The following is a 26,066-nucleotide window of genomic DNA, read 5'->3' as shown; positions in this document are numbered from 1 at the left end:
ATCGGAGCCCTCTCAGTAGCCAGGTGCCAATTAACGTAAGCGGTCGATCCCCATCAAGGCAGACGGAGATATCAGAAATTCTGTGCGACTCGTTCTGTCATGAAACGCGATGGGTCGTTTCTTTCGAGAAGCGTCAGCAAATTACTCGAGATATCACTGCTGATCTTGCGAGCGAAGATATCGCCCGACGCAAGAATCTGCTCATAATCGGTTTCGTCCAGAAAAGCCGGGCGTCCGCGGCCGGATTTCCAGTCGGTGTAACGAAGGTTCCTCGGCGTGACGCGGTCTGCATATTCCGAATTCATCACGAGCGTCTGAAAATAGAATTCCTCGGAGATATAGGTGGTCCGCAGTTCCGACAGGATCATCCTGCTTTCTGGTCTGGTCAGCAGATCCTTGCAGGCTCGATAGGGGAGGGACAGCCAGATCTCGCCCTTGAACAGGGGCGTTTCGGACGGCAGATTAAGCCGCCTCAGACCAAGCGCCTTCTGAGCGAAGGTCGAGACCTTGTCGGCGATATTCCAGAGCCGCCCAAGAGTCTGGAAGCGGTAGAGGACGCTGCGGTTGGCGATGCGCGATTCGACATTTTCCGGGAACGCATCCCGGGAAATCACTTTCATGTAGATCGTGCCATCCCATAGCTCTTCGGCGTCCCCAAACCGCCTGACCGGGTAATCCTGGCCGGAGATGATATGGACATAGCGATACTCCTCGCCAGTGCCGACGATCTCGTCGAGCAGATCGACGATCGCCCGCAAGTGATCATATCCGGCCCACGGGATGTTATAGCGCTGGGTCACCCGGCAGCCCTCGTCGCGCAGCGCCGCGATCTGGGCCGAAGTGTAAGCGCTTTTCTTGTCGATATGGACGAAAACGTCGGCACCATTGGCGATCAGCTTGCGCGCTGAAGAATGGAGAATGGCGAAATCCTTGTACGCCGTCATCGCAACCGCGTGCTTCATGCCGCACCCCCTTTTCGCGCCAGGAGCTTCTTGGGCCAGAGCAACCCTTCCGGCAGCAGCGTTTCGCGCTGAACGAATACGCCGATGGCAACCACGATGCCGGCCGCGCCACCTCCCACGATGAATGACACGATGGGGTGGATGCCAAGCCGCACGAACTCCATGTGAATAAGCCACGATACCGCCGCTGCGACAGAAGCGACGATCAGCCCCGGCAATACTGCCTTCGAGACATCGAGCGCCGTGGCGGCGGTAGCCCGGCACGCATAATAGTTGAGCAACAGGAAGCTCAGGAACAACGCCAGGACAGTGGTGATCGCCACACCGACTACGCCGAAGCGGGAGGACCAATAGGCTCCGCCGACCACGCCGACCGCCTGAACCACCTGAGCGGCAGTGCCCCCGTAAAGCGAAACGCTCGTATCCGTCACCACGTTCATCACCTTGCTGGCGCCGCGCAGGAACATGCACCCGGACAGGATCTGGAACGGGACGACGACATTGTCCCAACCCGGGCCGAGCAGGAGATAGACAAGTTCTGGAGCAAGCGTGCACGCGACCGCGCTCACCGGAAGGAAAACCATGGCGGTTGCGCTCAGGCACCGGACGAAAGCCTGTCTTTGCCGCTCCCGGTCGTCCTTGATCCTCGAAAAGGCAGGGAACAAGACACCTGCGAGGCTGTTGCCGAGCACCTGATTGGCAATGTTCACCAGCGCATTGGCGCGCTCGTAATAGCCAAGCGAGGTTGGGCCGAGAACGCTGCCCGTGACGAAATAGGCGCCCTTAAGCGCAATGAGGTTGGCGAACCGCTGGATCGAGTAGCCGGTGCCTTGACGCATCAGGTCGAGGTAGATGCTGCGCCGGAAGTAAAAGCCCATCTTGTGCGGCTGCGCGCGTAGCAACATGATGCTGAGCGTCGCCGCGGAGACCAGTTGCGCCACGACGAGCGACCATACGCCGGCCCCCAATAGAACCAGCGGAATGCCGACGAAGACGTTCCCCAGAATATAGCTCGTCATCCCGCTGACGGTATGTTGCTTGAAATTATGATCGCGTTCGAGGAGCGAGATCGAGACGCCCGATATGGCCATGATCGGAAACAACAGCGAACTGACGCATAGGACGCCCACCAGGAGCGGAATGTGGAATGCGGTGGCGATCAGCGGCGACGCGGCGGACAGGACGAGCGAGGCGACGATCGCGCTGGAAAAGCTGACGGTGAAGACCGTCCTGATTTGCTCCTGCGAAATGACATCGCGCAGAATCAGCGTGCGGACGATACCTGATGTCGTGAAAAGCGTCGCAAATTCGACGCAGATGCCGACAACCGCCATTGTGGCGAAGTCGCTTGGCGCGAGCAGCCGGGCATAGACGGCCAGGACCCCGACGCGGCAGACGGCGCCCGCTATTGCCCCGCACAGAAGCCATGCCAATCCAGAGGCGGTACGCTTGCGATAGCCTTGTGGCTTTGCGGTCGAAGTCATGCGGCGGCTTCCTGGGCCGCAGTGGCGGCGATGATGAGCTTGGCCCGGCCCGACCATTCGTGACTCGCTCTGAAGGCCTCCAATGCCGCCGCGCCGAGGCGCTGCCGCAATGTGAAATCTCCCGCCAGCCGCTCGGCAGTGGCGATCCATTGATCGGGGTGCGCCGGATCGCACAGCATCGCCTCGACACCATCCTGGACGATTTCACGGATCGACGGCAGATCGGAGGTAATGATCGGTCGGCCATGGGCCATATATTCGAACAGTTTCAGCGGCGACATCCATTGCGCCAGATTGAAGCGCGTTCCCGCCCCGCTGATCGAGGTCAGATAGGGTGCCAGCGCGATGTCGAAACTGCCGATGATCGCCGATACGTCGCGGTTGGGGACATGGCCGAGGAAATTTACGCGGCTTCCCAGCTGTGATTTCCACCGCGCGATCGATTCATCGTCCCCACCAGCGACGATGAATTCATGATCGGTGCGGCGAGCGAGTTCGGCGATCAGTTCCATACCCTTGCCGGGATGGAGCGAGCCGACATAACCGATCCGCAATCGGCCGCCTTCCGGAAACGGACGAAGGGGCGGAAACGAGCTCACCGGGTCCGTCGCGCTGGGGGCGACGAGAGGAGGGCGGGCAAGCGTGGCAAAGCGCGCTGCGTAGTAATCGGCCAGCGCCTGATTGATGACGACCAGGCGTCGCAACCGGGATGAGCGGGCGAGGTAGGCAAATGCCAGTTGTCCGCTGCGAGAATAGGCTTCCAGGGGTCCGTGAGCCTCGTGCATCACCTGCATGCCGCGCATCGCGGCTGCGGCGCAGGACCGCACACAGCGACCATAGACCAGGTCGGCCCGCACAGCTTTCGCGCGTTGCGCGGCATGATAAGCGAACCCGAACCAGCCGGCCCGTCCCAACGGGATGCGATGGATCGCGAACTCGCCGGCACATCCGTAATAATCGGCAGTTTCTTTTGCGGTCGGCGCTGCTTCCGTGCCCGAAACGGGTACGATCAATTCGACATCATGTCCCAGCCGGGTGAAAGCGGAACACATCCGCATCACCTGCACGGTGCTTGCTGCCTTGTTCGGAACCGGGCTGTTGTGCACATACACTAGGCGCATGGCGGGCAACCCGTTTGAACCGCGCATGAGATCATCGTCCGGTGGGGGGTGTCACGGCAGACGACAATGACCGGGCTGGCCCGGACTTGCCGACCCATTGATATCGGGCCGACTCTCATGCCGACTGGGCGAGCTGCCGTCTGGCGCTGTCGGCCTGCCCACGACGCGCCAGCAATGCGCCCAGCCCATCCATCACCGCGCTCCGCCGTGACCTCTCGCCACTGATCGGATCGTCATAGACGCGCTTTTGCCAGCATTTGGCCAGGTTTCTGAGGCGAGCGAAACGGCTGTCGGGTCTGGCGACAGCGTAGCGGCACTCAAAAATTTCCTCGTAGCGACGTAAACGTTCTCGACCGATCTCCAGACGTTCTGCGGAAAAAATGTCGGCGTGCAGCCCGTCAAGCGAGACTTCTTCCGAGAGCTTGCGAAAGTCCGAGATGATCCTCAGGCGCTTCTGAAGATAGAAGCCGAATTTGTTGCGAAAGGAATCGAGCAGCTCAGCCTTGCCGCGCTTCTGCCGCATCCAGCCCGCTGCATTGTCATGATGTTGCCGATAGAGTGCGAGCGGCTCATCAAGGTTCGCGATGGAGCCGACGAGCGAGGCGAGATAGCAAACCCAGCGGTCGTGCGATAGTTTGCGCTTGGTTTCGATCACATCCATTGGCCGCCGATCCGCAGGAAGAAGCTCGATCAACCCGCGCGGGAAGGTGCATGTGAAACCCGAAAATGCCATCAGCGGATCCAGACCCGGAAGGATTCCCTTGGGAACCTTGCGAGTCTCGAGCCCCAGCACATTGCCCGCATCATCTACCTGGGTCGCATCATGGACGCACAGCACCACATCCGGCTGAGCGAGCGCCTTGAGGGAAACCTCGATCTTGCGCGGATCCCAGATATCGTCCTGATCGCAAAAGGCGATGAAGTCGCCGGTGCACAATCCCGCAGCCTTCATGAAGTTCGAAGAAAAATAGAGACGGTCGGGATTGCGAATGAATCGGACCGGAAAGGGCACCCGCGCGGCGAAGGCTTCGACGATCTGCTGGGTGCAGTCGGTCGACTGGTCGTCGCATATCACCAGCTCGTACGGTGCATGAGTCTGGCTGGCGAGCGAGTTCAGCTGCTCCTCGATGAAGCGCTCGCCATTGTACGAAGCCATCGCAATTGACACCCGCGCAGCTGCAACGGATTCAACACCGTCGGGCAGGCTCATTACTCAGCCCCCACACGAACCAGATATTGACGGTCGGTCAGGCTCTGCGCGAGGCCAAGCGTGGCTTTGCGAAACAGGCGATATTTCCGCCCCATATGCGGAAGGGGAATCACCTTCTGGAGCTTCAGCCCGCTGCTGGTCATAAGGTCGATCGCTGAGGAACGCGTGAAGAAGCGCAAATGCGTCCGGTCGAGAATCCCTTCGTCGCGAAGCGTCCAGTCGTTCTTTACGACCAGCGGGTACAGGGATTCCAGGCACCGCACGTTGGGAATACTGGCGACGATGACCCCATCGGGCGTCAGGGCGGCGGTGAATTTCTTCACAAGGGCCCATGGATCGACAAGGTGCTCGAGAATGTCGAGGAAAAGGATCGTCGTGAACGGCCCCTGTTCGGCGATGATGCGATCCAGCAACGCCTGATCGGTGAGATCGCCATTATAGGCGAAATCCAGCGGCGGCGCACCTTCCGGCCGTTCCACCAGATCCACCACTCCGGCACGATCGGCTAGCCCGAGTTGCTTGAGATGCGCGGCCGTGGCGCCGATGCCCCCGCCGACGTCAAGCAAGACGCCACCCTTTTTGGGCACGCCTTGCACAACGTCGCGACGGATCAAGTCGTGATACCCTGTTCTGGCGTCAGTCGCAGAGTTCGAACTCATTGCATACTCCCATCGTCTGTTCGCACCATATCCGCGAGATCGGCGCGGGCTATTTAGCTAAAACCGTAGTAACCATAAATCCAAGTTACCTAAATATGTCAATATAATAGAATAAATAAATCCGTGTCGAAAGGTTTTCGCCGAAACTTCAATATTACATAAGGCGGCTAGCTTAGCGCCAGCCTGTATACATCCTCATACTGCGCCACCACATAGTCCGGATCAGTTCTCGCGACCACTGCATCGCGCTCGGTTGCGCTCAGAGTCGATAGGCCGGACGGGCCCGGCAGGGCGCGGATTAGCGCCGAAAGCCGATCGATGCTGTCCGGCGTGTAGAGCCATCCCGTCACGCCGTCGTGAACCACCTCCGGAATACCGCCCGAACGAGCTCCGATAACCGGGAGTCCGTAACGATACGCTTCGAGCACGGTGCGCGGCAGAGGTTCAGGATAAAGCGACGGAACCACGACCAGATCGACGCGAGAATAGAAATCCTTGGGACTGCACCACCCCAGAAACTCGACACGATCGTCCGCCAGGGTCCGCAGCGCCTTCATAAAAGCGCTGTCGCCATCGCCGGCGATCAGCAGCCGGACCTTGGATTCGGCAGGCACCTGCCGCATCGCTTCCAGCAGGACGCGAACCCCCTTTGATTCCTTGATGCGACCAATATAGCCTAGGGTGATCGGGTCGCCGATGGCGCGCGGTGGCTTCTGCAACGGCTCGATCGGGTCCGTGGCGCTGAGGATCGCGCGCGCTACTTTCGCATTCGGAAAAAGCTTCGCCGAGAGATGCGTGTCCAGCACATATTGCCCTACCGCGACGACTCCATCGACCTTGCCCGTCATCAGGCGCCGCGGACTGGAGACGATCGCACAATCGAGGCACTTGCGTGAACACGGCTCGTCATTTCTGAAAAAACCGGAGCGTGCGCATAGCAGCCAATAGTCCCGGAGATTGTGGACGACCCGCGCACCAGCTGCCCGCGCCGCAAACCAAATGCTGCAAGTCAGCAATTGCAGGATGTTCGTATGGACGATGTCCGGGCGAATTTCCGTGATCAGCGCGCGTGCCCGCGTGTACATCAGGGGATTGTAATTATCGATGGCGTGGAAAACGAGCTTGCCCACGCCGCCGCGTTCGTCATGGTCGAACGGATATCGCACGATTGATGGGTTTATGCGGTGGACGGTCATGCCGTTCTGTTGTGCGACGGTTTCGGGATCGGGCGTGATGGTCAAGACGTGCACGTCATGTCCCCTGGCAGCCAGCGCTGCACCGAGGTTTGACGTCGATACCTCCGCGCCACCCTTGATCACCGGCGGAAACAGCGTGTTGACCAGCAAAATTCGCACTCGAGCCCCCGTTACCACTCTTATTGCCGCCCGCACGCGACGGTTATACCGCAATGCAACACGAATGTCCCGCAAGGAACGCGCCGACGGATAAATCGTCGGTTCGTGCCATCCTCCTACCGTCGGATTAGATTATCCGGCCCGGCTTCGCGTTGACGAGCATGGCCCAATCTCGCGGGAAGATCAGGGATCTCAGGCGTGGCAAGCGCCGCAATCCCGCTGCCAATCCTATTGAGAGTCCGATCGCGATGGCGCTGACAGCCACGCTGGCCCCGGCCAGCGCCACGTCGCCGAGTGCCTGTCTGCGCGATAAAAGCGTGGTGAGAATCGGTATCTGGATGAAATTGTGCAGTAGAAAGATCTCCAGCGACGAATCGCCCAGCGCTCTCAACCAGTCGAACGAACGCAGAAATCCGCTCAGGAGATAGACTACGACATTAGCTGTTACGGCGAGCAGCGCGGCCAGGACGAATGTCACGGCCTCAGCCTGGCCGAATTTGAACAACGATATGTTCACTTCCAGGCTCTTCAACAGGAAGGCGGCCGCGAGAGACGCGGCCAGTGTCACGATCAGTATGAGACTGCGAACAGGCGCCGACTTGCCGGAAACAAGTACGACAAGGCCGCAGAACGCCAGGCTCAGCGGTAACACATAGGCGACGATCGGCAGACCAAGCGGCACATATTTCAGGGCATCGCGCGGGATCAGGGCGACCAACAGCACTCCCGTACCAAGTATCATAGCCACGAAAACCGGCCATGCCGACGCGCGCGCGACCAGTCTGCTAATCAAGATCGATACCGTCACAAATCCAGCAAGCGCTGGCAAAAACCACAGCAGGGACATGTTGCTGGCGCGATCGCAAAGCCTGCTGGAGCCAATGACCAACGCGGTCAGGTAGGCGCCGATATCCGCCTGGGCCGGCGCTCGCGCCATGTTTATCAGCGTGCCCAGCGTAAGGAACACTGCGAACGGCATCAGATAGCGCACAAGCATATCGCGAACGGCATACCCCCCGGAAACAAACCCGCGCGATGCAAAAGCGAGGAAGAAGAATCCGTGTACATGCCAGTAATAGAGGTGATGAAATTCGGGGGCGACCGCGAGCAGGGACCGGTTGTGGCCCAGCACGATCGCGACGATCAGCAAACCACGCATCGCGGAACCGGTGGCTGCGTCGATCAGTTTGCCGGAAAGAAACGGAGGCAACGCTCCCGCCTTCGATGCGATCGGTCGCACATCCGGACTAACGTGTTCCGCTGACCAAGCCTTTTCGCTCCCCGCCGTCACCAGCTGGCAACCCGGATGGCCGGGTTGAGCGCTGCGACCAATGTGGCTTGCCCTGGCTTAGTCTCGCTCATCGGCGAAGCTTTCTCTCTTCCCGCGCCTGGATCGACCGCGGGAAAGAGCGTTCCCATATACCGTCTCGATTTTCTGGACCATCGCATCGGTTTCCCATGGCGACAGGTCGATATCGCGCGCCGCCGCGACGAAGCGCGCGCGCAAAGTGGGGCTCTGCGCCATTTCCAATGTCAGCTCTGCAAGGCGCTCGAACGAATCGACCGGCGCCAACAGGCCATTGCGACCATTGACCACGACATTCTCGATGCCTGGCAATGCGGGGGCGACGACCGGCTTTCCGGCCAGAACCGCTTGCACCACTACGCGCGGCAATCCTTCGTTCGTCGCAGCATGCACCACGAAATCGACACTCGCGAGCAGGCGGGGCAGATCGGCGCGGAAGCCGAGCAGGAGCACGCGTTCGCCAAGGCCGAGCTGTGCGATCAGCGCGGAGAGCTCGTCTCGCTCGGGCCCTTCGCCAGCGACCAGTAGCACCCAATCACCGCCCCCCAGCGAGCGGCCCAGCGCGTTGATAAGGTCAGCGATGCGTTTGCGCCGCTCGAGGTGGCCGGCGATCAAGCCGATCGTTACATTCTCGGCCAGAGCGATCCCCGGCACCAGCGTGTCGCGCGCGATCGGCGCTGCATCACGATAACTCGACAGGTCCATGCCGCTCGGCGCCACCATATGGATATCCGGCGTGCCGAGACCGTGCGCGACGCAGATGTTCTGCATTTCCTGGCTTACGCTCACATAGGCGTCGGTGCTGCGCGCCGCCAGCTTCTCCAGCGCGAGATAGAGCAGGGCCACCGGCCGCGAAACATTGACGAACGGCAGGATGTGCACGCCGTGGACGATGATCGATACGCCGGCGAGCCGCGCGGCCAGCCGGCCCAGGATCCCCGCCTTGCTCTCATGGGTATGGACGATATCCGGTGCCAGCCTTCGCAGTCGGGCACTGAGCTGGGCCAGGCAAAGCGGATCGTTAAAAGGCGAAAGCTCGCGTTTGAGCGAGGGCAGGTGATGCCATTGCACCCGCGAATCCAGCCGACCGATCATCTCGGGGTGATGATCGCCGGCGATCAGATGGACATCATGGCCCAGCTGCGCCTGACCATTGCAAGTCAGAAGCGTGTTCTCATCCGCCCCGCCCCGAATGAACCGCGTGATGATATGAACTATTCGCATTGGCCCCCCGGCACTCTTCAAAACCCGTGGCGTCGCACTAGGAGAGTCGCTCGTCCGAAAGTGCCATGCGGGCTGGCGCGCTGAACGGCACCACCCATCCACCCTGGTGCGCGCATCCGAGCTTCAGGCAAGTCCCGATCATGCCTCAGAACGCCTGGAAGATCGCAAAGATCGGGAGTGCCTGCAGCGTGTCGCGATAGACACCTTTGAGACGATCGAAGCCTACGACCACCGTATCGCTGCCGAGCACGACTGGATCGTCCATCTCCCCGCGGCGGATCGCCCTGAGATTGAATTTCGCCGCCATGCGCTTTCCGTCGATCTCGCGGAAGATCGCGACTTCGTCCAGCTTTGCCAGATTGGTGGGGCCGCCCGATCTTGCGATGATTCCCAGCAGCGTGGTGGTCCCGGCGATCGGAATCACGCCGGGTCTGGCCACCTGCCCGTCGATGGTAACGAACTTCGACACATAGTCGGTCACGTTAACCGAGACGTGCGGGTCGACGAGATAGCGAGGCTTGAGCCGACTCTCGATCGCGAGCGAAAGCTCGCGCGTAGTCATTCGTTCGGCCTTGACCGGGCCGATCAGGGGAAGATTTACCTCGCCCGCGGGGTCGACGATTACTGACGCAACCGACATGTCCGCCTGGCCGAAGACGTTGACGGCGACCACGTCCCCGGCACCCAGGCGATAGGTTTCCTCAAGGTTGGCCGGCGTAGGCGTCATGATTAGATAGGCTTCCTTGCCGCCGGGTACTGCCAGCGGCCGTGTGCAACCGTTCATCATGATGGCCATGAGGACAATAGCCGCGATGCCGGCCATTTTTTTGTTCAGGTTGTCGAACGTCAGCATTCACGAACTCCCGGCATCGGCATCGGTATGGCGATAGGGCATCGCACTTGAAGCATCAACAATGTTGCGGTGCCGCAAAAACGATTGCCATGCAATCTTGATCCCGCCCCGGGGTCGCTGAGATGGTCTGCGCCCAAGGTCACTGGTCGCGGAACGGCACGGGAGCACCGTCCTTAGAGGTGCACGGAGACGAATTACTTGTCGAACCAGGTGGGCCAGGAAGTGACGCACAATAAGGGGCGCTGAGAAAGGCCGGGCGGGGCTCGACATGTGCCGCGCGCATTGCCTCGATCCGGGCAATCTCTCCCTTTATCATCTGTACCCGCTTCTCCTCGTTGAGATGCGTCGGCGCCGTGAAGATGCCCAGCCCGTGCTCGGTGCCGAACCGCGTCCAGAACGCGATCGCGGCCTGGGGGGCGTAGCCGGCCCGGTCCATCAGATACACGCCGAGGCGATCAGCTTCTGCCTCGGTTTCACGAATCAAGCGCGCATTTTTGCCGAACTGGCCCAGGATTCCGCGTGCCACGCCTGCTGCATCAAGCCGCGCGCGGTGGTGCAGGATGTTGTGGGCAAGTTCGTGCGCCATGATCACCGCGAGTTGGTCGTCAGATCCCGCAAAGGCAATGAGGCCTGTATTGACTTCAACATACCGTCCATCTGCCTGTGCGTCGATCGTGTCGCTGACCTTGGTCTGGAATCGCGTCGCGCACCCGTTCCGGAGCGCCACGGTCGCGGTAAACAGCTGCTGCTTTCGGCGCAGCTCCAGAACAATCGTCCCGGTACGCGCGGCCGAATCGAGTTGCGCGAGGACCGCGGCGACTCTGGTGTAGGAGTTGGTTGCGCCGGGCTGCGGGGGCGCGACCGGATCAGTGCCGATTCGAATCAACGCATCTCCAACTTGGAGTCCCGCCAGCGCGGCCGGGCTGTCCGGAGCGATTGCGAGCACGAGCGGCTCGCCATCGAATCCGAAAGTCTCGCGCACCACTGCCTGCTCATCCGATCTGTATTGGGAACGATCGTGGATAGCGAAACCCGGGGTGGGGGCCTGGTCGGCGCAGAGATCGCCGGCGGAGGTCACCAGGCGATAGCCGATGGTCATGACGCGCTGGTCCAATCGCTGCATGGCGAGCAGGCCCTCTCGATCTGCTGCCCAGGCAGGGGGTGCCGATAGAATGAAGCCGGCGCAAATAAGACCCGCAAGAAGGAAGATCGCACGAGAAGAACCAATAAACGTGCTGCGCCGCAACGTATTCTGCCCTTCCTCTGACACATGGTTAAAGAGGGATTCTTTATTCCGCTGGGCCGCCAATTGATAGCGAATATATGCCGATATTGCGCTTGTTGGAAGTAACCGCGTGATTGCAGTACGAAGCGAGCGTCCTTCGGCAAGTATGTCGTTGCTCTTCTTCTCCACCTCCTTGCTTCCTTCCCTTCGGCATCGAGGCGGTTCCACGCCCGATTCGGCACTGCCTCGCGTAACCGCTCCTGCGGGTAAGTACGAAAACAGATTAGCGCGTTTTTTTACCGGACCACCGATCTCCGCGACGCAGACTATTACACCGTCGCTGTTTTTGGGTAGCCCGTGGTAACCGCCTCCTCGCACGGGACTATGGCGAACTTACTGAATCTCACGCTTTAATCTGTCCTGTGGGATGAAAATCGCTCGGCCTCGGCCAATCCCAGGGGGACTCAGGCAAAAACTGGTTTCGAAGGTTGAAACTCAGGAACTTTTGTGGCATTGCAGCATTAGATATTCGGTACGAGTAACGAGGAATAGCATCATGGATTTCAAGAAGCTCGTAGTCGGCGTTGCCGCTTCTTCATTGATTGCATCATCCACCTTGGCGGCTGCCGCGCCGGCTCCGGTGCGTCCATTCTCCGCTAAGATCGCCCAGACCAAATCAGCCGCGCTGACGGGTAGCACGCTTGGCGGTCGCGCCGGCGCAGAAATCGAGGATGGCAGTCACGCGCTCGGCACACCCGTCTGGTTGCTGTTGGCTGCTCTGCTGGGCGTGACGATTGCCGAGCTTACCGGCATCATCGATATCGTTAATAATGGCGGGACGCCAACCCCTACTCCGACTCCGACGCCAACCCCCACTCCGACGCCAACCCCTACTCCGACGCCAACCCCCACTCCGACGCCAACCCCCACCCCGACGCCAGCTAGCCCATAACGGGTTTGGGGCTGCTCTCCCGACGAGGGTGAATGAGATTGGTAGTAGCTGTCTATCTGGGCGGGTCAGTTTTGGCCCGCCCTAATTCGTTCAGTGCTCTAATGATCTGCCATGATAGCGAGCGATATTGCGCCGGACGCTGCATCGATGGTGTTAATGGGTCAGGTGCGCATCATCTGGCAGAGTGATTGGTCTGCACGACCCACTGAGAATCCCCCTCCAGGCCCAGCGCTGTGAGCACCCCGCTCAAATAGGCTCCAGTGTCGATCCCAATCCGATTGCGTGCAAACACCGGTTCCGATGCGATGCTGTGCCCATGCACAACGATGTGGCGATGATCGGTGTCGTCATCGAGAAAACCCTCCCGAATCCATAGCAAATCCTTTCGTCGCTGCCGCTGCAAGGCGACGCCTGGTCTGATGCCGGCGTGAACGAAGAGATAGTCGCCAATAACGATCTTTTCTTCGAAGCGTCCGATAAAGTCCAGATGAGCCCGCGGGATGTAGCGCCGTAGTTCGTCTGATAGCAGCCATCCCCGGATCTCGAACGCGTCATCGGGCACGTTATAACTGCGCAGCGCTTCCGTGCCGCCGAATCGAAGCCATCCGGTTTCCCGCGGATCTGCCCTCTCGCCGAGCGACTGAAGCATTGCCTCTTCGTGATTGCCGGCCAGAAATCGATATCGAGCGAAAGCCGGTGGCGATTTCAGGAAAAGGTCGATTACGCCTTTCGAATCCGGCCCGCGATCGATCAGATCGCCCAGCATGATGATCCACGTCTCGGCAGGAGCGCGCGCCCGGCTGTCGACCTCGATCCGCCCCAGCAGGTCTATCAACAGGTCGAGACTGCCATGCACGTCTCCTATGGCATAGACACGCATTCCCGGGGGAACCGAGGGGGCGGCCCGGGGCCTGCGAAAACGAAACAATGTCATTCTATTTGTCTCGCATGGAGATTATTCAACGTACCCCGACTGGGCCGGAGGGGTAGAATTTGTTGCGATAGTCCTTGCTGGACTTGCCGGTCGCTTGCAATGATGCAATGCAGCACAAGTTCCAGGCGGGGCCTGTCTGGAACGTTCGGGGTAGGGAGCGCACGAATCGTGAGGGGCATCATTCTCGCAGGCGGCAGCGGCACGCGCCTGTATCCTGCCACGCTGGCGGTTTCCAAACAGTTACTGCCGGTCTTCGACAAGCCGATGATCTACTATCCCCTGTCGACCCTTATGCTCGCCGGCATGCGCGATATCCTGATCATTTCCACGCCGCGGGATCTGCCCATGTTCCGGGCCCTGCTCGGCGACGGATCGGCCTTCGGCATCAACCTGGCTTATGCGGAGCAGCCCGAACCAAATGGGCTCGCCCAGGCCTTCGTGATCGGCGAGTCGTTTATCGATGGTGGTCCCGGCGCGCTGATCCTCGGCGACAATATCTATCATGGCGACGGGCTCGGCGCGAAATGCCGGGAGGCAGTTGCTACGCCGAGTGGCGCGACGGTCTTCGCCTATCATGTCGACGATCCTGAACGCTACGGCGTGGTATCGTTCGATCCGGCGACCGGGCGCGCGACCAGCATCGAGGAGAAGCCGGTCAATCCCAAGTCGAACTGGGCGGTAACCGGTCTGTATTTCTACGATTCGGACATTACCGAGATCGCCAAGGCGGTTCAGCCATCGGGTCGGGGTGAATATGAGATCACTGACGTCAACCGGGCCTATCTCGAACGCGGCGACCTGACGATTTCCCGCCTCGGCCGGGGCTACGCCTGGCTCGATACCGGCACGCACGATTCGCTGCACGATGCGAGCTCCTTCGTCCGCACGATCGAGCATCGCCAGGGCATCAAGATCTCCTGTCCGGAGGAAATCGCCTTCGAGCTCGGCTATCTCGACGCTGACGCCGTGTTGGCGCGCGCCGCGACGCTCGGCAAAACCGATTACGCGGCCTATCTGAAGCGCCGGATCGCGAACCTCGCATGACTCAGTTCAACCGGCTCGCCATCCCAGAGGTGATCGAGATCGTGCCGTCCAGGCACGGTGACGCCAGGGGCTTCTTCTCGGAAGTGTTCAAACAGGGCGATCTTGTTGCCAATGGCATCGCGATCGACTGGATTCAGGACAATCAGAGCTTCTCCGCCGCCGTCGGCACGGTGCGCGGCCTGCATCTGCAGGCGCCGCCCTTCGCGCAGGACAAGCTCGTCCGGGTCCTGCGCGGTGCGATCTTCGATGTCGCGGTCGATATCCGCAAGGGCTCGCCGAGCTATGGCCAATGGGTCGGTCTCGAGCTTTCCGCGGAGAAATGGAACCAGCTGCTGGTGCCGAAAGGCTTCGCACACGGATTCATGACGCTGACGCCGGATACCGAGGTGCTGTACAAGGTCAGCGCGCCTTACGCACCGCAAAGCGAGGTCGCCATCATCTGGAACGATCCCGATATCGGCATTGCCTGGCCGGACGTCGGCCCGGTCGAGCTGTCGGGCAAGGATCGCATAGCGCCCATGTTTGCCGCGCACGAGCCGGTTTTCACCTACGGGGAGTATTGATGCGGACTGTGTTGGTCACCGGCGGCGCCGGTTTTATCGGGTCGGCCGTGTGCCGCCATCTGGTGCAGGCGGGCGGAACGCGAGTCATCAATCTCGACGCGCTGACCTATGCCGGCAATCCGGCGTCGCTGACCGAGATCGACAAGTCCAACGCCTATCGCTTCGTGCAAGGCGATATTGCCGACCGCGATCTGGTGCCTGCCTTGTTGCGAGAAGAAAAGGTCGGCGGGATCATGCATCTCGCGGCCGAGAGCCATGTCGATCGCTCGATCGACGGGCCCGGCGCGTTCGTCGAGACCAACGTCGTGGGCACGTTCCGCCTGCTGTCGTCGGCGCTTGAATATTGGCGCGAGCTGGAAGGCGACAGGCGCGCCGCCTTCCGCTTCCACCATGTCTCGACGGATGAAGTGTTCGGCGATCTGCCGTTCGACAGCGGTGTCTTCACCGAGGAAACGCCATATGCGCCGTCCTCGCCCTATTCGGCCTCAAAGGCGGCATCGGATCATTTTGTCCGCGCCTGGCACGAAACCTATGGGCTGCCGGTCGTGCTGTCGAACTGCTCGAACAATTACGGGCCCTATCACTTCCCCGAGAAGCTGATTCCGCTGACGATCCTGAACGCGCTCGAAGGCAAGTCACTGCCGGTCTATGGCACGGGCGAGAATGTCCGCGACTGGCTCTATGTCGAGGATCACGCGCGCGCGCTTGATGCCGTCCTGACGCACGGGAAGATCGGCGAAAGCTACAATATTGGTGGACGTGAAGAGCGCACCAATCTCGCGGTGGTCGAGGCGATCTGCGACGCGCTCGATGCGCGGCAGCCGCTGCCGGGCGGCGCGCCCCGGCGATCACTGATCAGTTTCGTGACGGATCGCCCCGGGCATGACCGGCGCTACGCAATCGATCCGGCCAAGATCGAAAAGGATCTTGGCTGGAACGCACAGGAAAGCTTCGAAAGCGGCCTCGGCAAGACCGTCGACTGGTATCTCGAGAATCGCTGGTGGTGGGAGCCGATCCGGTCTGGCGCCTATGCCGGCGATCGCCTGGGCGTCGCCTGATGCGCGTGCTCGTCACCGGGCGGGGCGGCCAGGTCGCGACCAGCATCGAGGAGCGGGCGCCGGCCGGCATGGAGCTGCTGTTTGTCGATCGCCCCGAGTTCGATCTGGCGGACGCCGGAAGCATCGAGCGGGTCGTCGCGGCGTTCGGCCCCGATCTCGTGCTCAGCACGGCTGCCTATACCGCCGTCGACAAGGCGGAGGATGAACCGGATCTCGCCATGGCAGTGAACGGCACCGGGCCCGGCGTGCTCGCGCGCGCTGCCCGCGAAGCGGGCGCCCCGATCATTCATCTGTCGACTGACTATGTCTTCGCCGGAACACTCGACCGCGCTTACCGGGAGGACGACGCTACCGGGCCGATCGGCGTCTATGGGATCACCAAGCTCGCCGGGGAGGATGCCGTCCGCGCATCCGGCGCCGACTATGCGATCGTGCGGACGTCCTGGGTTTACAGTCCCTTTGGGGCGAATTTCGTGAAGACGATGCTGCGCGTCGCGGGCGAGCGCGACACGCTCACGGTCGTGGCCGATCAATATGGCTGCCCCACCTCGGCACTGGATATTGCCGACGCATTGTTTGCGATCGTTGCAGCCTGGTCGGCGCAGAAGGGCAAGGGCGCGAACGCCCTGTATCATTTTGCCGGCACGGGCGACACGAGCTGGGCGGGCCTGGCGCGTGAAGTCTTCGCCTCAAGCGCGACGCTGGGCGGCCCAGTCGCAACCGTGGCGGATGTTTCGACCGCCCAATGGCCCACCAAGGCAGTCCGGCCCGCCAATTCGCGGCTCGATTCCAGCGCGTTCAAGGAGGCTTTCGGCTATAGCTCGCCGCCGTGGCAGCAATCGGTCCGCGAGGTCGTCGCCCGACTGGTCTGATGGATGCCTGTCGGCAGAGGAACTATCGATAAACGGTTGCAGTAGGGCGACGAGTCATCGCTGCATGATGCCAGTTGGATATATTATGGTGCGTCGCAGCAGATGGAGCGAGCATTTTCATCAACGCGTCGGGAGCAATTGCCTACGGCGCTGCAAAATCTCGGCGCAGCCACCTGCTCGATGCGGTGACGTGGGTTAGGTTGGCCGGTAACTCGGGGAGCTAGCCCGCAAATGCTCTCAGCCTGCCAGGGAACGCTGCAGCTTTTCCCGAATACGCGGCGAGATCGCAGCCGCGCCCGCGGCTATCACGGCAGAGCCGATCGGTATTCCCCAAATGACGGCAACGCCGATAATGATCGCTTGCACTGTCAGTCTCCGTCTTCGTTGCGATTCGAAGTCGCACTCTCTTTTAACACAATCTAAACCGTTCGCAAATGCAGCATGGGCTTTCGCTAGCGCAATATTTGTCCAAAAAATCACATTTCCTGCAGCCCATCGCCCTGGAGCCGCGGGTAGATCTGACTCGTAGATCGGAAGGGCGTTTACCCGTGTAGAAGATCGGTCGGCATTTCTCGCGCCCCGGCCTGCCGCCTATGTCAGCGTGGAAAGCAATGGATCCCGTCGCGGCACTTGGAACCTTCAGATCGGCAGGTGCGTGGTCGCCTTCACTTCCTCCAGCACCGCATAAGTCCGGGTCTCGCGCACGCCGGGAATGCTGGTCAGTATCTCGCCCAGGAACCGGCGATAGGCCGCCATGTCGGCCACGCGCACCTTGAGCAGATAGTCGAAGCCGCCCGCTACCATATGGCATTCGAGCACTTCGGGAATGTCGCGCACCTGGGCGGCGAATGCAGTGAAGACGTCGTCGGTGGTGCGATCGAGCACGACCTCGACGAAGATCAGCAGCGCCCGCCCGAGCTTGGCCGGATCGAGCAACGCCGTATAGCTTGCAATCACGCCGCCCTGCCGCAAGCGCTTCACCCGATCGAAACAGGCGGCCGGCGAAAGGCCCGCGCGGGTCGCCAGTTCCTGGTTGGTGATGCGCCCATCCTCCTGCAGGATGCGGAGGATTCGTAGGTCGACGGCATCGGCCGAAGATTCGACGGCACGTACGCTCAAATCAAAAACTCCTTCGGCAATATGGCCAATATAACGAAGCACGTTCAGTCGGGAAAGCGATAGTGACGAAGATGGTTTAGCCACCTCGCCTTTAAGCCAAAGGAAAACCTCATGCCGCGCTCGCCCTGGGATTCGATCGACGACGCCAAATATCGCGACGAGGCCGAGACCATCGCTGATCTGCTCGCCCGCCAGCCGCTGTCGGCGGGGGACCGCAGCACCGTGGTCGCGGAAGCGGTCGCGCTGGTCGATTCGGCCCGGGCGGCAGCCAAGAAGCAGGGCGTGGTCGAGGATTTCCTCCAGCAATTCTCGCTCGGCACGCGAGAAGGGCTGGCGCTGATGTGCCTGGCCGAGGCGCTGCTGCGCACGCCCGACGCCGAAACGCGCGACCGCCTGATCGCGGAGAAGATCGGTTCGGCCGACTGGGCCAGCCATGTCGGCAAGTCCGACAGCCTGTTCGTCAACGCCTCGACCTGGGGCCTGTTGCTGACCGGCAAGCTGGTCGAGGCGGACGAGACGGCGAAGAAGGATCTGGGCGGCTATATCAAGCGTATCGCGGCGCGCATCGGCGAGCCGGTGATCCGCCAGGCCGTCGCCGCTGCCGTGCGGATCATGGGCGAGCAGTTCGTGCTCGGCCGCACGATCGAGGCGGCGCTGGCGCGGGCGAAGCGCGAAGACACGCTCTGCTCGTTCGACATGCTCGGCGAGGGCGCGCGCACCGCGACCGACGCCGAACGGTTCGAACATATCTATGCAGATGCGATCGAAACGGTGGGCAAAGCCGCCGCGGGGGCCGGGCCGGAACTCGGCCACGGCGTATCGGTCAAATTGTCGGCGCTGCATCCGCGCTACGAAGCGGTGCAGGAAGCGCGCGTCTGGGAAGAGCTTTATCCGCGGGTGAAGCGCCTCGCGCTGATCGCGGCGCGCCACGACCTCAATTTCGCGATCGACGCCGAGGAAGCCGATCGGCTGGTGCTCTCGCTCAAGCTGGTCGACCGGCTGGCGCGCGAGCCGGAGCTTGGCGCGTGGCAAGGGCTAGGCGTCGTCGTCCAGGCCTATCAGAAGCGCGCGCCGTTGGTGATCACCGCGCTCGCCCGCCTAGCGCAGGAGACCGGCCGCCGGATCATGGTCCGCCTGGTCAAGGGCGCCTATTGGGACAGCGAGATCAAGCGGGCCCAGGTCGCCGGCCGACCCGACTATCCGGTCTACACGACCAAGGCCGCGACCGACCTGTGCTACCTGGTCTGCGCGAAGGCATTGATCGACGCGTCGCCCGCGCTCTATCCGCAGTTCGCGACTCACAACGCGCATACGCTCGCCGCGGTGCGCCACATGGCCGATACGGCCGGCGTGCGGATCGAGCATCAGCGGCTGCACGGCATGGGCGAGGCGCTCTATGCCGGCGCCGACCAGCGTTATGGCGGCATCATCCTGCGCGCCTATGCGCCCGTCGGCGGGCATGAGGAATTGCTGCCCTATCTCGTCCGCCGCCTGTTGGAGAACGGGGCCAATACCAGCTTCGTCCATGCTCTGCTCGACGAGACGATTCCGGCCGCCGAGGTGGTGCGCGATCCGGTTGCGCTGGTCGAGGAGCATCCTCGCGCGCACGACAAGATCCCGGTGCCGTCCCGGCTCTACGGCGAAGCTCGGCGCAATTCGGCAGGGCGGGATTTCTCGCTTGAGGACAGCCGCGCCGCGGCCCACCGCGCGCTGGCGGTGGTGCGCGCCGAGAAGCTGCGCGCTGGCCCGATCATCGGCGGCAAGCTCGTCTCGCGTCCGGCGGAGCCGGTGACCAACCCGGCGAATCGCGCAATGGTCGTCGGCCAGGTCGGCAGCGCCACCCCGGCCGATGTCGATGCCGCGGCGAAGCGGGCGCGCCAGGCCCAGCCGCGCTGGAACGCCCTGGGCGGCAATGGCCGCGCGGTGGTATTGCGCGCGATGGGCGATGCGCTCGAGGCGGAGACTGACCGGCTGGTCGCGCTGTTGTCGCTCGAGGCAGGCAAGACGCTCAACGACGGTGTCGCCGAAGTGCGCGAGGCCGTCGATTTCTGCCGCTATTATGCGATGCTCGCCGAGCGCCAGTTCGGCGCGCCGGTCATCCTGGACGGCCCGGTCGGCGAAGTGAACAGCCTCGAACTGCACGGCCGCGGCGTGTTCGCCTGCATCTCGCCCTGGAACTTCCCGCTGGCGATCTTCACTGGCCAGATCGCCGCCGCGCTTGCCGCGGGCAACGCCGTGCTGGCCAAGCCGGCCGAGCAGACGCCGCTGATCGCGGCCGAGGCAGTGCGGCTCTACCACGCGGCCGGGCTCGATCCGGCGCTGCTCGCCTTGCTGCCGGGGGATGGTGCGACGGTCGGCGCTGCGCTGGTCGCGCATCCCGGCATCGACGGGGTCGCCTTCACTGGAGGCACCGACACCGCCGGATCGATCAACCGTACGCTCGCCGCCCGCACTGGCCCGATCGTCCCGTTCATCGCTGAAACCGGCGGGCTGAACGGCATGTTCGTCGATTCGACTGCGCTGCGCGAACAGGTGGTGGACGATGTCATCCTGTCGGCCTTCGGCTCGGCCGGGCAGCGCTGCTCCGCATTGCGCCTGCTCTACCTGCCCAAGGACACCGCCGAGGAAACCATCGCCACTTTGGTCGGCGCACTCGAAGCGCAGGTGCTGGCGGACCCGAGCGATCCCGCGACCGATATCGGTCCGGTGATCGACGAGGACGCGCGCATGGCGCTGGAAAAGCACGTTACCCGCCTCGAGCAGGAGGCGCGCATCGTCGCCCGCCTCGATCCGGGCGCGCTTGCGACCGGGGCCAGCTTTTTCGGCCCGGTCATCGCCGAAGTGCCGACCCCCGATTTCCTCGAACGCGAAGTGTTCGGTCCGATCCTGCACATCTATCGCTACGATCCCGACGATCTGGACGGGGTCGCCGGCAAGCTCGCGGCGCGGGGCTATGGCCTGACGCTCGGCGTGCACAGCCGGATCGATCGTTTCGCCGAGGAAGTGCGAGCAGCAGTCCCCGCCGGTAACGTCTATGTGAACCGCTCCATCATCGGCGCGGTCGTGGGTGTCCAGCCGTTCGGCGGGGAGGGCCTGTCGGGCACCGGGCCCAAGGCGGGCGGCCCCCACGCGCTGCTGCGCTACGCGCTCGAACGCGCGGTTTCGGTCAACATTACTGCCCAGGGCGGCGATCCCGCGCTGCTCAACCTGTAGAAAGATGCGCGCGGAGCCTTGACCGGCGCCGACGCGTTACGGATAGGCAGGGCCAGGGCGCCGGTGGCGCGGATGAGATTAAGGAATGATCGAATGGCGGCAGACCGGATGGATATCGACCTGTCGACGATCCTGGACAATGTCGATGAGGAAGTCGTCGAGTTCACTGGCGAGGTCGATGGCGATGAATATGAATTCGCCGTGCAATATGCGGTGCTCGAAGCGCTGAGCGGCGACAAGCCGGACGATGATGCAGTCGACATGTTCAACCGCTTCAGCGACACCATTGCGGAGGCGGGCCTAGTTGCCCTCGCCCGCAACAGCGATCAGGGCCAGATCGTGATCAGCGAGAACGACCTGGAATAAAGTTCGCGGCGGGGCCTTAGCTCAGCATCGCCTCTAGCCGGGGCGACAGCAATTCCCGGTGTGCGGAGCCGTCCCGCACGATGAGGCGCGCGGCGAGATCCTCGCGGCCGGCGAGGGCCATGCCCTCGTCTGGCCCGAGCACCGTCAGCGCCGTGGCCCAGGCATCGGCCATCATACAGTTCGAATGCACGATGGTCGCGGAAACTACGCCATTCTCCACCGGGCGGCGGGTCCGCGGGTCGATCGTGTGGGCGTAGCGGCGGCCTTCCGTCTCGAAGAAGCGCTGATAATCTCCAGAGGTGGCCACGGCGAGTTCGTGCAGCGCCACGCGCAACGGGGCAATCCGCGCCCCGGGCGGCGCTTCCAGATCGACCCACCAGGGGTCTCCACCGGGCTTCACTCCGGCCCCGACCAGTTCGCCACCGATCTCCACCAGGAAATCGTTCGTCCCCAGCGCGCGCAGGGCGCGGGCCAGTGCGTCGACGCCGAAACCCTTGGCGATGCCCGATAGGTCGAGCCGCACCGCAGCGGTGCGCCGTGCCCGCCGGTCGGATAGCTCTATCGCTTCCCAACCGCTGCTCGCCGCCGCCAAGGCATCCTCCACCGGCGGCGCCCGCCGTCCGCAGGGCCCGAAACCCCAGAGATCGGCCAATGCCCCGGCCGCCGGATCGAAAGCGCCGCCGCTCGTCCGGGCGACCGATAACGCCGCGTCAAGCACATGGGCCAGATCGTCCGGCAGATCCTGCCAGCTGCCCGGCGGCGCGCGATTGAAGCGCGATATGGCGGAGTCAGCCTCCCAATTGCTCATCTCGGCGATCACGCCGTCCAGCGCCTGCACGATCGCCGCGCGCAGCTCCGCGGCCGGTCGCGGCGAGACGATCCGGGCGGACCAGCTGGTGCCCATCGTCTCGCCGCTCAGCGCGACGATGGCCGCGCCCGCATCGCGCCGCCGGAATGCATCCGGCGAAACCTCGATCGGCACCGCGACGCGGGGCATGCCGGGCATCAGGGCTGCAGCACCTCGATCACCGTGGTGTAGCTCATACGCTTCTGCGCGTTCGGGATGGCGGTGCTCGGCACGCTGGTGGAGGCGGACATCCAGTACATGCCAGCACCGGGCCAGGTGACCGCGACCTGCCCCTGGGCATCGGTCTTCAGCGTGACCTCATTCACGGCGCTGCGATAGCGGCTGCCGCCCGGAATCACCGTCACCTCGATATTGGCGGCGGGCTTGCCGTCGGCGATCAGCTTGAAGGTGGCGGTCTCGCCCGCGACCAGATCGTTCGGATGAGTTACCGGGACCAGCTCGAGGCCCTGATTGGTCGGCTTGAACACTGTGTCGGTCGGCGCGCCGGAGGTCACGAACACTTCGTTGCGACTGACCATCTCGCCCAGCTTCACCTCCGTCGCGCCGGCGGGAATCGCCGTCGCCAGCTGCGCCGCGGTGGTGCCGCGCGGCAGGCGCTGCTCCGCCCCATTCAGCTTGAAGCTGCCATTGATGCCGCTGTTCTGCAGCACGATCTTGTACGTGCCCTTTTGCACCATGTGCAGGTCGAAGGTGGCGCGGTACTGGCCGATATTCATATGCTCGATCTTGCCGGGCGTCCCGTCGGGCTGGACGACCGCCGGCTCTGCGCGGAGCGGCTGGTGATCGGGGAAGAACAGGTCGTTCGATGCAGCTGCGTCAAACGTGATCCAGTCGTCCTCGCCCGAGACGATGGTGGTCGACGGCAGCATCCACAGGCGGTGCGCCTGGAGCGGTGCGGCCAGGGCGGCCGTGCCCATGGCGGCGGCGAGCAGCTTGGCATGGAGGGTCTTCATCAGCGGATCCTTGTAAGCGGGCGTATCAGGGCTTGAAGGTGACGGTTATCGCGCCGAGCTCGGTCTTGCCGGCGACGCGCGCCGTCTGGCCGGGCTTGGGCGGCCAGGCGAAAGGCAGGCGCAGCACCTCGCGGCCGCCCGTCTCGCGCGCGGCCTCTACGACGAGCGTGTATTGGCCCGGTTTCAGCGCGAGCGGCCCCTTGCCGTTGGTGAAGCTCAGCGATTGCACGCCCGGCGCGCGCGTCGCCCCCGAGGTGCCGTCGGCGATATAGGCGCCGGTCCGGCCGGAGGCGCGCCACCATGACCGCACTTCGTTCAGCCATTTGCGGCCCTCGTTCTTGGCTTTCTTCACATCATACCAGACGGAGAGCGTCCTGGCCGGTGCGCCGTTGCCCTCGACATAGATCGCGACATAGGGCTTGTGATATTCGGCGACCGACAGGCGCGGCACCGTGACGGCGACGTCCATCGTCTGCGCGACGGCGGGGGCACCCGCGGCCAGCCCGACGACGGGAATGCCGGTGAGGATCAGGCGGTGGCTGAGCTGCATGGATCTGGCTCCCAATGAATCAATGGATGAAGAAGATGGCGAGCCCGGCCGGGATGGCGAGGCCAAGGGCGACGAGCGGCCAGGTGATCGGCCGCTTGGCGGCATGAAGCTGCAGCAGGACAAGCCCGGTGAGCGCGAAGACGAGGCAGGCAAAGGCGAAGATATCAATGAACCATTTCCACGCTGTGCCCGAATTGCGGCCCTTGTGGAGATCGTTCAGATAGGAAACCCAGCCGCGATCGGTGAATTCGGAGGTGACGTCGCCCGAGGCGCGGTCGATCGAGACCCAACCATCCCCGCCGGGCCGCGGCAGGGCCAGGTAGATTTCGTCGGCCGACCACTCCGCTTCGCCGCCGGCGCGCGCCGGGAAATTCGCCTCGACCCAGCTGGCGATCTTCGGCGGCAGCGGCTTCTTGGCGTCGGGCTTGTTGTCGGCTGCGACCAGCGGTAGCAACGGTGCGGGCAGCGCGACGGCCTTGGCCGTGACGGCCGGTTTCGCTTCGATATCGGCGGCATGGTTCAGCGTGAACCCGGTGATCGCGAACAGCAGCAGCCCGACAAGGCTTACGGCGGAACTGATCCAGTGCCAGGTATGTAGCTGCTTGAGCCAGAAGGTCTTGCGCCGTGGCTTCTGCCGCGCGGCCTGAATGGTCATTGCTGGCGGGAAGTCCTGGCTCGAATTGCGAATGATTCGCGATAACGCAAACGATTCGCAATTGCAACGCATCGCAAGGAATTCACGCCGATCCTTAAAATCGGGAGCGACTCCCGTCGCGCGCCGATAACAAGCCTTGCTCTTTCCCGGCGGGAAGCGGCATAGGCGCCGGCCCTGTGCTGCTGCGGAAGGTCGGCAATGGAACATGCTGCTGCCCGCGCGGCGATCGGCCTGGATTTCGGTACGACCAACAGCGTCGTCGCGCTCGCCGGCACGGAGCGCGGCGCCGCGCTGGTCGAGTTCGACGGCCCGGTCGAACGGAGCGCCGTGTTCCGCTCGGCGCTTTGCTTCTGGCATGACGATGCGGTGCGCGGCGGCATGGCGGTCGAAGCCGGGCCCTGGGCCATCGCCGAATATCTCGATTATCCGCAGGACACGCGGTTCCTGCAGTCGTTCAAGTCGGTGGCGGCCAGCGCGGTGTTCGAACATGCCTCGGTGTTCGAGAAGCGCCTGCGCTTCGAGGATCTCGGCCGACTGTTCCTCGAAAAGCTCGTCGCGCATGCTGGCGGCGTCCTGGACGACCGCCCCCGCCGCGTCCTTATCGGCCGGCCGGTCGAATATGCCGGCGCGAGACCCGATGCGGGGCTCGCCCGCCAGCGCTATGACGCCATGTTCGCCGGCTTCGGCGCGGAACTCCATTATGTCTATGAGCCGCTCGGCGCCGCGTTCAGCTATGCCACGCGGCTGGAGGAGCCGGCCACTATCCTGGTCGCCGATTTCGGCGGCGGCACCAGCGATTTCTCGGTGGTGCGCGTGGCCGAGCCGGGCGCGGCGAAGCGGTGCGTGCCGCTCGGCCATGCCGGCATCGGCATCGCGGGCGATCGCTTCGATTATCGCATCATCGACCGGCTGGTGCTGCCGATGCTCGGCAAGGGCGGCAGCTATCGATCGTTCGACAAGATCCTGGATATCCCGGGCGGCTATTTCACCGATTTCGCCGATTGGTCGCGCCTCGCGCTGATGCGTAACCGCCGCACGCTGGAGGAACTGCACCGGCTGCAGCGCACCGCGATCGATCCCGTCGCGATCGGCCGCATGATCGCGATCATCGAGAACGAGTTCGGCTATCCGCTCTATGATGCTGTCGGGCGGCTGAAACGTGCGCTGTCGAGCGACGACTATGCGCCGTTCCGCTTCGCCGGCGCCGGGCTCGAGATCGAGGCCGAAGTGGCGCGTGCCGATTTCGAGCAGTGGATCGCCGAGGATCTGAAGCGGATCGAAGCGACGGTCGATCGCGCGCTCGCCATTGCGGGCACGAGCGAGCGGGAGATCGACCGCGTGTTCCTGACCGGCGGCTCGTCGCTGATCCCGGCCGTCCGCGCGATCTTCGCACGGCGCTTCGGCGATGCGGCGATCGGCTCGGGCGGCGAACTGACCTCGATCGCGCACGGCCTGGCCCTGATCGGGCAGGAAGAGGATATCGCGGCCTGGTCGGCCTGACCGCCGGGCGCTCCGTCACG

General features: G+C 63.0%; 25 protein-coding genes. 8 read left to right on the top strand and 17 right to left on the bottom strand.

Annotated features, from left to right (window positions below; all coding sequences use genetic code 11):
- Positions 1 to 71: 71 nt before the first annotated feature.
- From U1769_RS19875 to U1769_RS19830, 10 genes are all read right to left on the bottom strand, one after another.
- Complete coding sequence (locus tag U1769_RS19875) at positions 72 to 962, bottom strand: beta-1,6-N-acetylglucosaminyltransferase (RefSeq protein WP_332719522.1); 891 nt, start codon at positions 960 to 962, stop codon at positions 72 to 74.
- On the bottom strand, positions 959 to 2,503 hold the full coding sequence (locus tag U1769_RS19870) for a lipopolysaccharide biosynthesis protein (protein ID WP_332719520.1): 1,545 nt from the start codon (positions 2,501 to 2,503) through the stop codon (positions 959 to 961). Before U1769_RS19870 ends, U1769_RS19875 begins: the two co-directional genes overlap by 4 nt.
- A complete protein-coding gene (locus U1769_RS19865) occupies positions 2,443 to 3,567 on the bottom strand; it encodes a glycosyltransferase family 4 protein (RefSeq protein WP_332719518.1) in 1,125 nt (374 codons plus the stop codon). The genes U1769_RS19870 and U1769_RS19865 overlap by 61 nt, the downstream gene beginning before the upstream one ends.
- Before the next feature lie 115 nt (positions 3,568 to 3,682).
- Positions 3,683 to 4,777, bottom strand: a complete 1,095-nt coding sequence (locus U1769_RS19860) for a glycosyltransferase (protein ID WP_332719516.1) — start codon at positions 4,775 to 4,777, stop codon at positions 3,683 to 3,685.
- A complete protein-coding gene (locus U1769_RS19855; RefSeq protein ID WP_332719515.1) occupies positions 4,777 to 5,436 on the bottom strand; it encodes a class I SAM-dependent methyltransferase in 660 nt (219 codons plus the stop codon). Before U1769_RS19855 ends, U1769_RS19860 begins: the two co-directional genes overlap by 1 nt.
- A gap of 167 nt (positions 5,437 to 5,603) precedes the next feature.
- Positions 5,604 to 6,791 carry a glycosyltransferase family 4 protein gene (locus U1769_RS19850; RefSeq protein WP_332719513.1) on the bottom strand — a complete coding sequence of 396 codons (1,188 nt, stop codon included), beginning with the start codon at positions 6,789 to 6,791 and terminating at the stop codon, positions 5,604 to 5,606.
- Between the two features lie 127 nt (positions 6,792 to 6,918).
- Positions 6,919 to 8,031 carry an acyltransferase family protein gene (locus U1769_RS19845; RefSeq protein ID WP_332719511.1) on the bottom strand — a complete coding sequence of 371 codons (1,113 nt, stop codon included), beginning with the start codon at positions 8,029 to 8,031 and terminating at the stop codon, positions 6,919 to 6,921.
- A 108-nt stretch (positions 8,032 to 8,139) separates the two neighbouring features.
- Positions 8,140 to 9,321 carry a glycosyltransferase family 4 protein gene (locus U1769_RS19840; RefSeq protein ID WP_332719509.1) on the bottom strand — a complete coding sequence of 394 codons (1,182 nt, stop codon included), beginning with the start codon at positions 9,319 to 9,321 and terminating at the stop codon, positions 8,140 to 8,142.
- 145 nt (positions 9,322 to 9,466) lie between these two features.
- Positions 9,467 to 10,174, bottom strand: a complete 708-nt coding sequence (locus U1769_RS19835) for a polysaccharide biosynthesis/export family protein (RefSeq protein WP_332719507.1) — start codon at positions 10,172 to 10,174, stop codon at positions 9,467 to 9,469.
- Between the two features lie 139 nt (positions 10,175 to 10,313).
- Complete coding sequence (locus tag U1769_RS19830; RefSeq protein ID WP_332719505.1) at positions 10,314 to 11,588, bottom strand: M48 family metalloprotease; 1,275 nt, start codon at positions 11,586 to 11,588, stop codon at positions 10,314 to 10,316.
- A 367-nt stretch (positions 11,589 to 11,955) separates the two neighbouring features.
- Between U1769_RS19830 and U1769_RS19825 the strand changes: the two genes are divergently transcribed.
- The gene (locus tag U1769_RS19825) at positions 11,956 to 12,351 is read left to right on the top strand and encodes a hypothetical protein (protein WP_332719503.1); all 396 of its coding nucleotides are present in this window, start codon (positions 11,956 to 11,958) and stop codon (positions 12,349 to 12,351) included.
- A gap of 172 nt (positions 12,352 to 12,523) precedes the next feature.
- Here U1769_RS19825 and U1769_RS19820 read toward each other — a convergent pair whose 3' ends face one another.
- Positions 12,524 to 13,231, bottom strand: coding sequence for a metallophosphoesterase family protein (locus U1769_RS19820; protein ID WP_332719500.1), 708 nt, complete (start codon positions 13,229 to 13,231; stop codon positions 12,524 to 12,526).
- Positions 13,232 to 13,453: 222 nt separating this feature from the next.
- Here U1769_RS19820 and rfbA point away from each other — a divergent pair, with 222 nt between their 5' ends.
- Genes rfbA through rfbD form a run of 4 tightly spaced genes read left to right on the top strand, consistent with a single transcriptional unit; the run spans position 13,454 to position 16,822 of the window.
- Positions 13,454 to 14,329 (top strand): glucose-1-phosphate thymidylyltransferase RfbA, encoded by an 876-nt coding sequence (rfbA, locus tag U1769_RS19815; protein ID WP_332719498.1) that lies wholly within the window; start codon positions 13,454 to 13,456, stop codon positions 14,327 to 14,329.
- Positions 14,326 to 14,892 (top strand): dTDP-4-dehydrorhamnose 3,5-epimerase, encoded by a 567-nt coding sequence (gene rfbC, locus U1769_RS19810; RefSeq protein WP_332719495.1) that lies wholly within the window; start codon positions 14,326 to 14,328, stop codon positions 14,890 to 14,892. The genes rfbA and rfbC overlap by 4 nt, the downstream gene beginning before the upstream one ends.
- Positions 14,892 to 15,950, top strand: coding sequence for a dTDP-glucose 4,6-dehydratase (rfbB, locus tag U1769_RS19805; protein ID WP_332719493.1), 1,059 nt, complete (start codon positions 14,892 to 14,894; stop codon positions 15,948 to 15,950). The genes rfbC and rfbB overlap by 1 nt, the downstream gene beginning before the upstream one ends.
- Positions 15,950 to 16,822 carry a dTDP-4-dehydrorhamnose reductase gene (rfbD, locus tag U1769_RS19800; RefSeq protein ID WP_332719491.1) on the top strand — a complete coding sequence of 291 codons (873 nt, stop codon included), beginning with the start codon at positions 15,950 to 15,952 and terminating at the stop codon, positions 16,820 to 16,822. The genes rfbB and rfbD overlap by 1 nt, the downstream gene beginning before the upstream one ends.
- Positions 16,823 to 17,059: 237 nt before the next feature.
- Here rfbD and U1769_RS19795 read toward each other — a convergent pair whose 3' ends face one another.
- Both U1769_RS19795 and U1769_RS19790 read right to left on the bottom strand, forming a co-directional pair.
- Entirely contained in the window at positions 17,060 to 17,188 is a 129-nt protein-coding gene (locus U1769_RS19795; RefSeq protein WP_332719490.1) for a hypothetical protein, read from the bottom strand.
- 273 nt (positions 17,189 to 17,461) lie between these two features.
- Positions 17,462 to 17,941 (bottom strand): Lrp/AsnC ligand binding domain-containing protein, encoded by a 480-nt coding sequence (locus tag U1769_RS19790; protein ID WP_332719489.1) that lies wholly within the window; start codon positions 17,939 to 17,941, stop codon positions 17,462 to 17,464.
- Positions 17,942 to 18,052: 111 nt separating this feature from the next.
- On the opposite strand from U1769_RS19790, the gene putA reads away from it, so the two are divergent.
- On the top strand, positions 18,053 to 21,154 hold the full coding sequence (putA, locus tag U1769_RS19785) for a bifunctional proline dehydrogenase/L-glutamate gamma-semialdehyde dehydrogenase PutA (RefSeq protein ID WP_332719487.1): 3,102 nt from the start codon (positions 18,053 to 18,055) through the stop codon (positions 21,152 to 21,154).
- Positions 21,155 to 21,247: 93 nt separating this feature from the next.
- On the top strand, positions 21,248 to 21,520 hold the full coding sequence (locus U1769_RS19780; protein WP_332719485.1) for a DUF1488 family protein: 273 nt from the start codon (positions 21,248 to 21,250) through the stop codon (positions 21,518 to 21,520).
- A 16-nt stretch (positions 21,521 to 21,536) separates the two neighbouring features.
- Here the strand turns inward: U1769_RS19780 and U1769_RS19775 are convergent, their stop codons facing one another.
- From U1769_RS19775 to U1769_RS19760, 4 genes are read right to left on the bottom strand one after another with little or no spacing between them, the layout of a single operon-like run.
- Entirely contained in the window at positions 21,537 to 22,526 is a 990-nt protein-coding gene (locus U1769_RS19775) for an FAD:protein FMN transferase (RefSeq protein ID WP_332719483.1), read from the bottom strand.
- Positions 22,526 to 23,341 carry a DUF4198 domain-containing protein gene (locus U1769_RS19770; protein WP_332719481.1) on the bottom strand — a complete coding sequence of 272 codons (816 nt, stop codon included), beginning with the start codon at positions 23,339 to 23,341 and terminating at the stop codon, positions 22,526 to 22,528. Before U1769_RS19770 ends, U1769_RS19775 begins: the two co-directional genes overlap by 1 nt.
- 25 nt (positions 23,342 to 23,366) lie before the next feature.
- Entirely contained in the window at positions 23,367 to 23,891 is a 525-nt protein-coding gene (locus tag U1769_RS19765; RefSeq protein WP_332719479.1) for a DUF2271 domain-containing protein, read from the bottom strand.
- Positions 23,892 to 23,910: 19 nt separating this feature from the next.
- Positions 23,911 to 24,546 carry a PepSY-associated TM helix domain-containing protein gene (locus U1769_RS19760; RefSeq protein ID WP_332719477.1) on the bottom strand — a complete coding sequence of 212 codons (636 nt, stop codon included), beginning with the start codon at positions 24,544 to 24,546 and terminating at the stop codon, positions 23,911 to 23,913.
- 198 nt (positions 24,547 to 24,744) lie between these two features.
- Here U1769_RS19760 and U1769_RS19755 point away from each other — a divergent pair, with 198 nt between their 5' ends.
- Complete coding sequence (locus U1769_RS19755; protein ID WP_332719473.1) at positions 24,745 to 26,046, top strand: Hsp70 family protein; 1,302 nt, start codon at positions 24,745 to 24,747, stop codon at positions 26,044 to 26,046.
- The last annotated feature ends 20 nt before the right edge of the window (positions 26,047 to 26,066 follow it).

The sequence above is a fragment of the Parasphingomonas zepuensis genome, assembly GCF_036663735.1.
Taxonomy (GTDB): domain Bacteria; phylum Pseudomonadota; class Alphaproteobacteria; order Sphingomonadales; family Sphingomonadaceae; genus Sphingomonas.
This window is presented reverse-complemented; position numbering and strand designations above follow the sequence as displayed.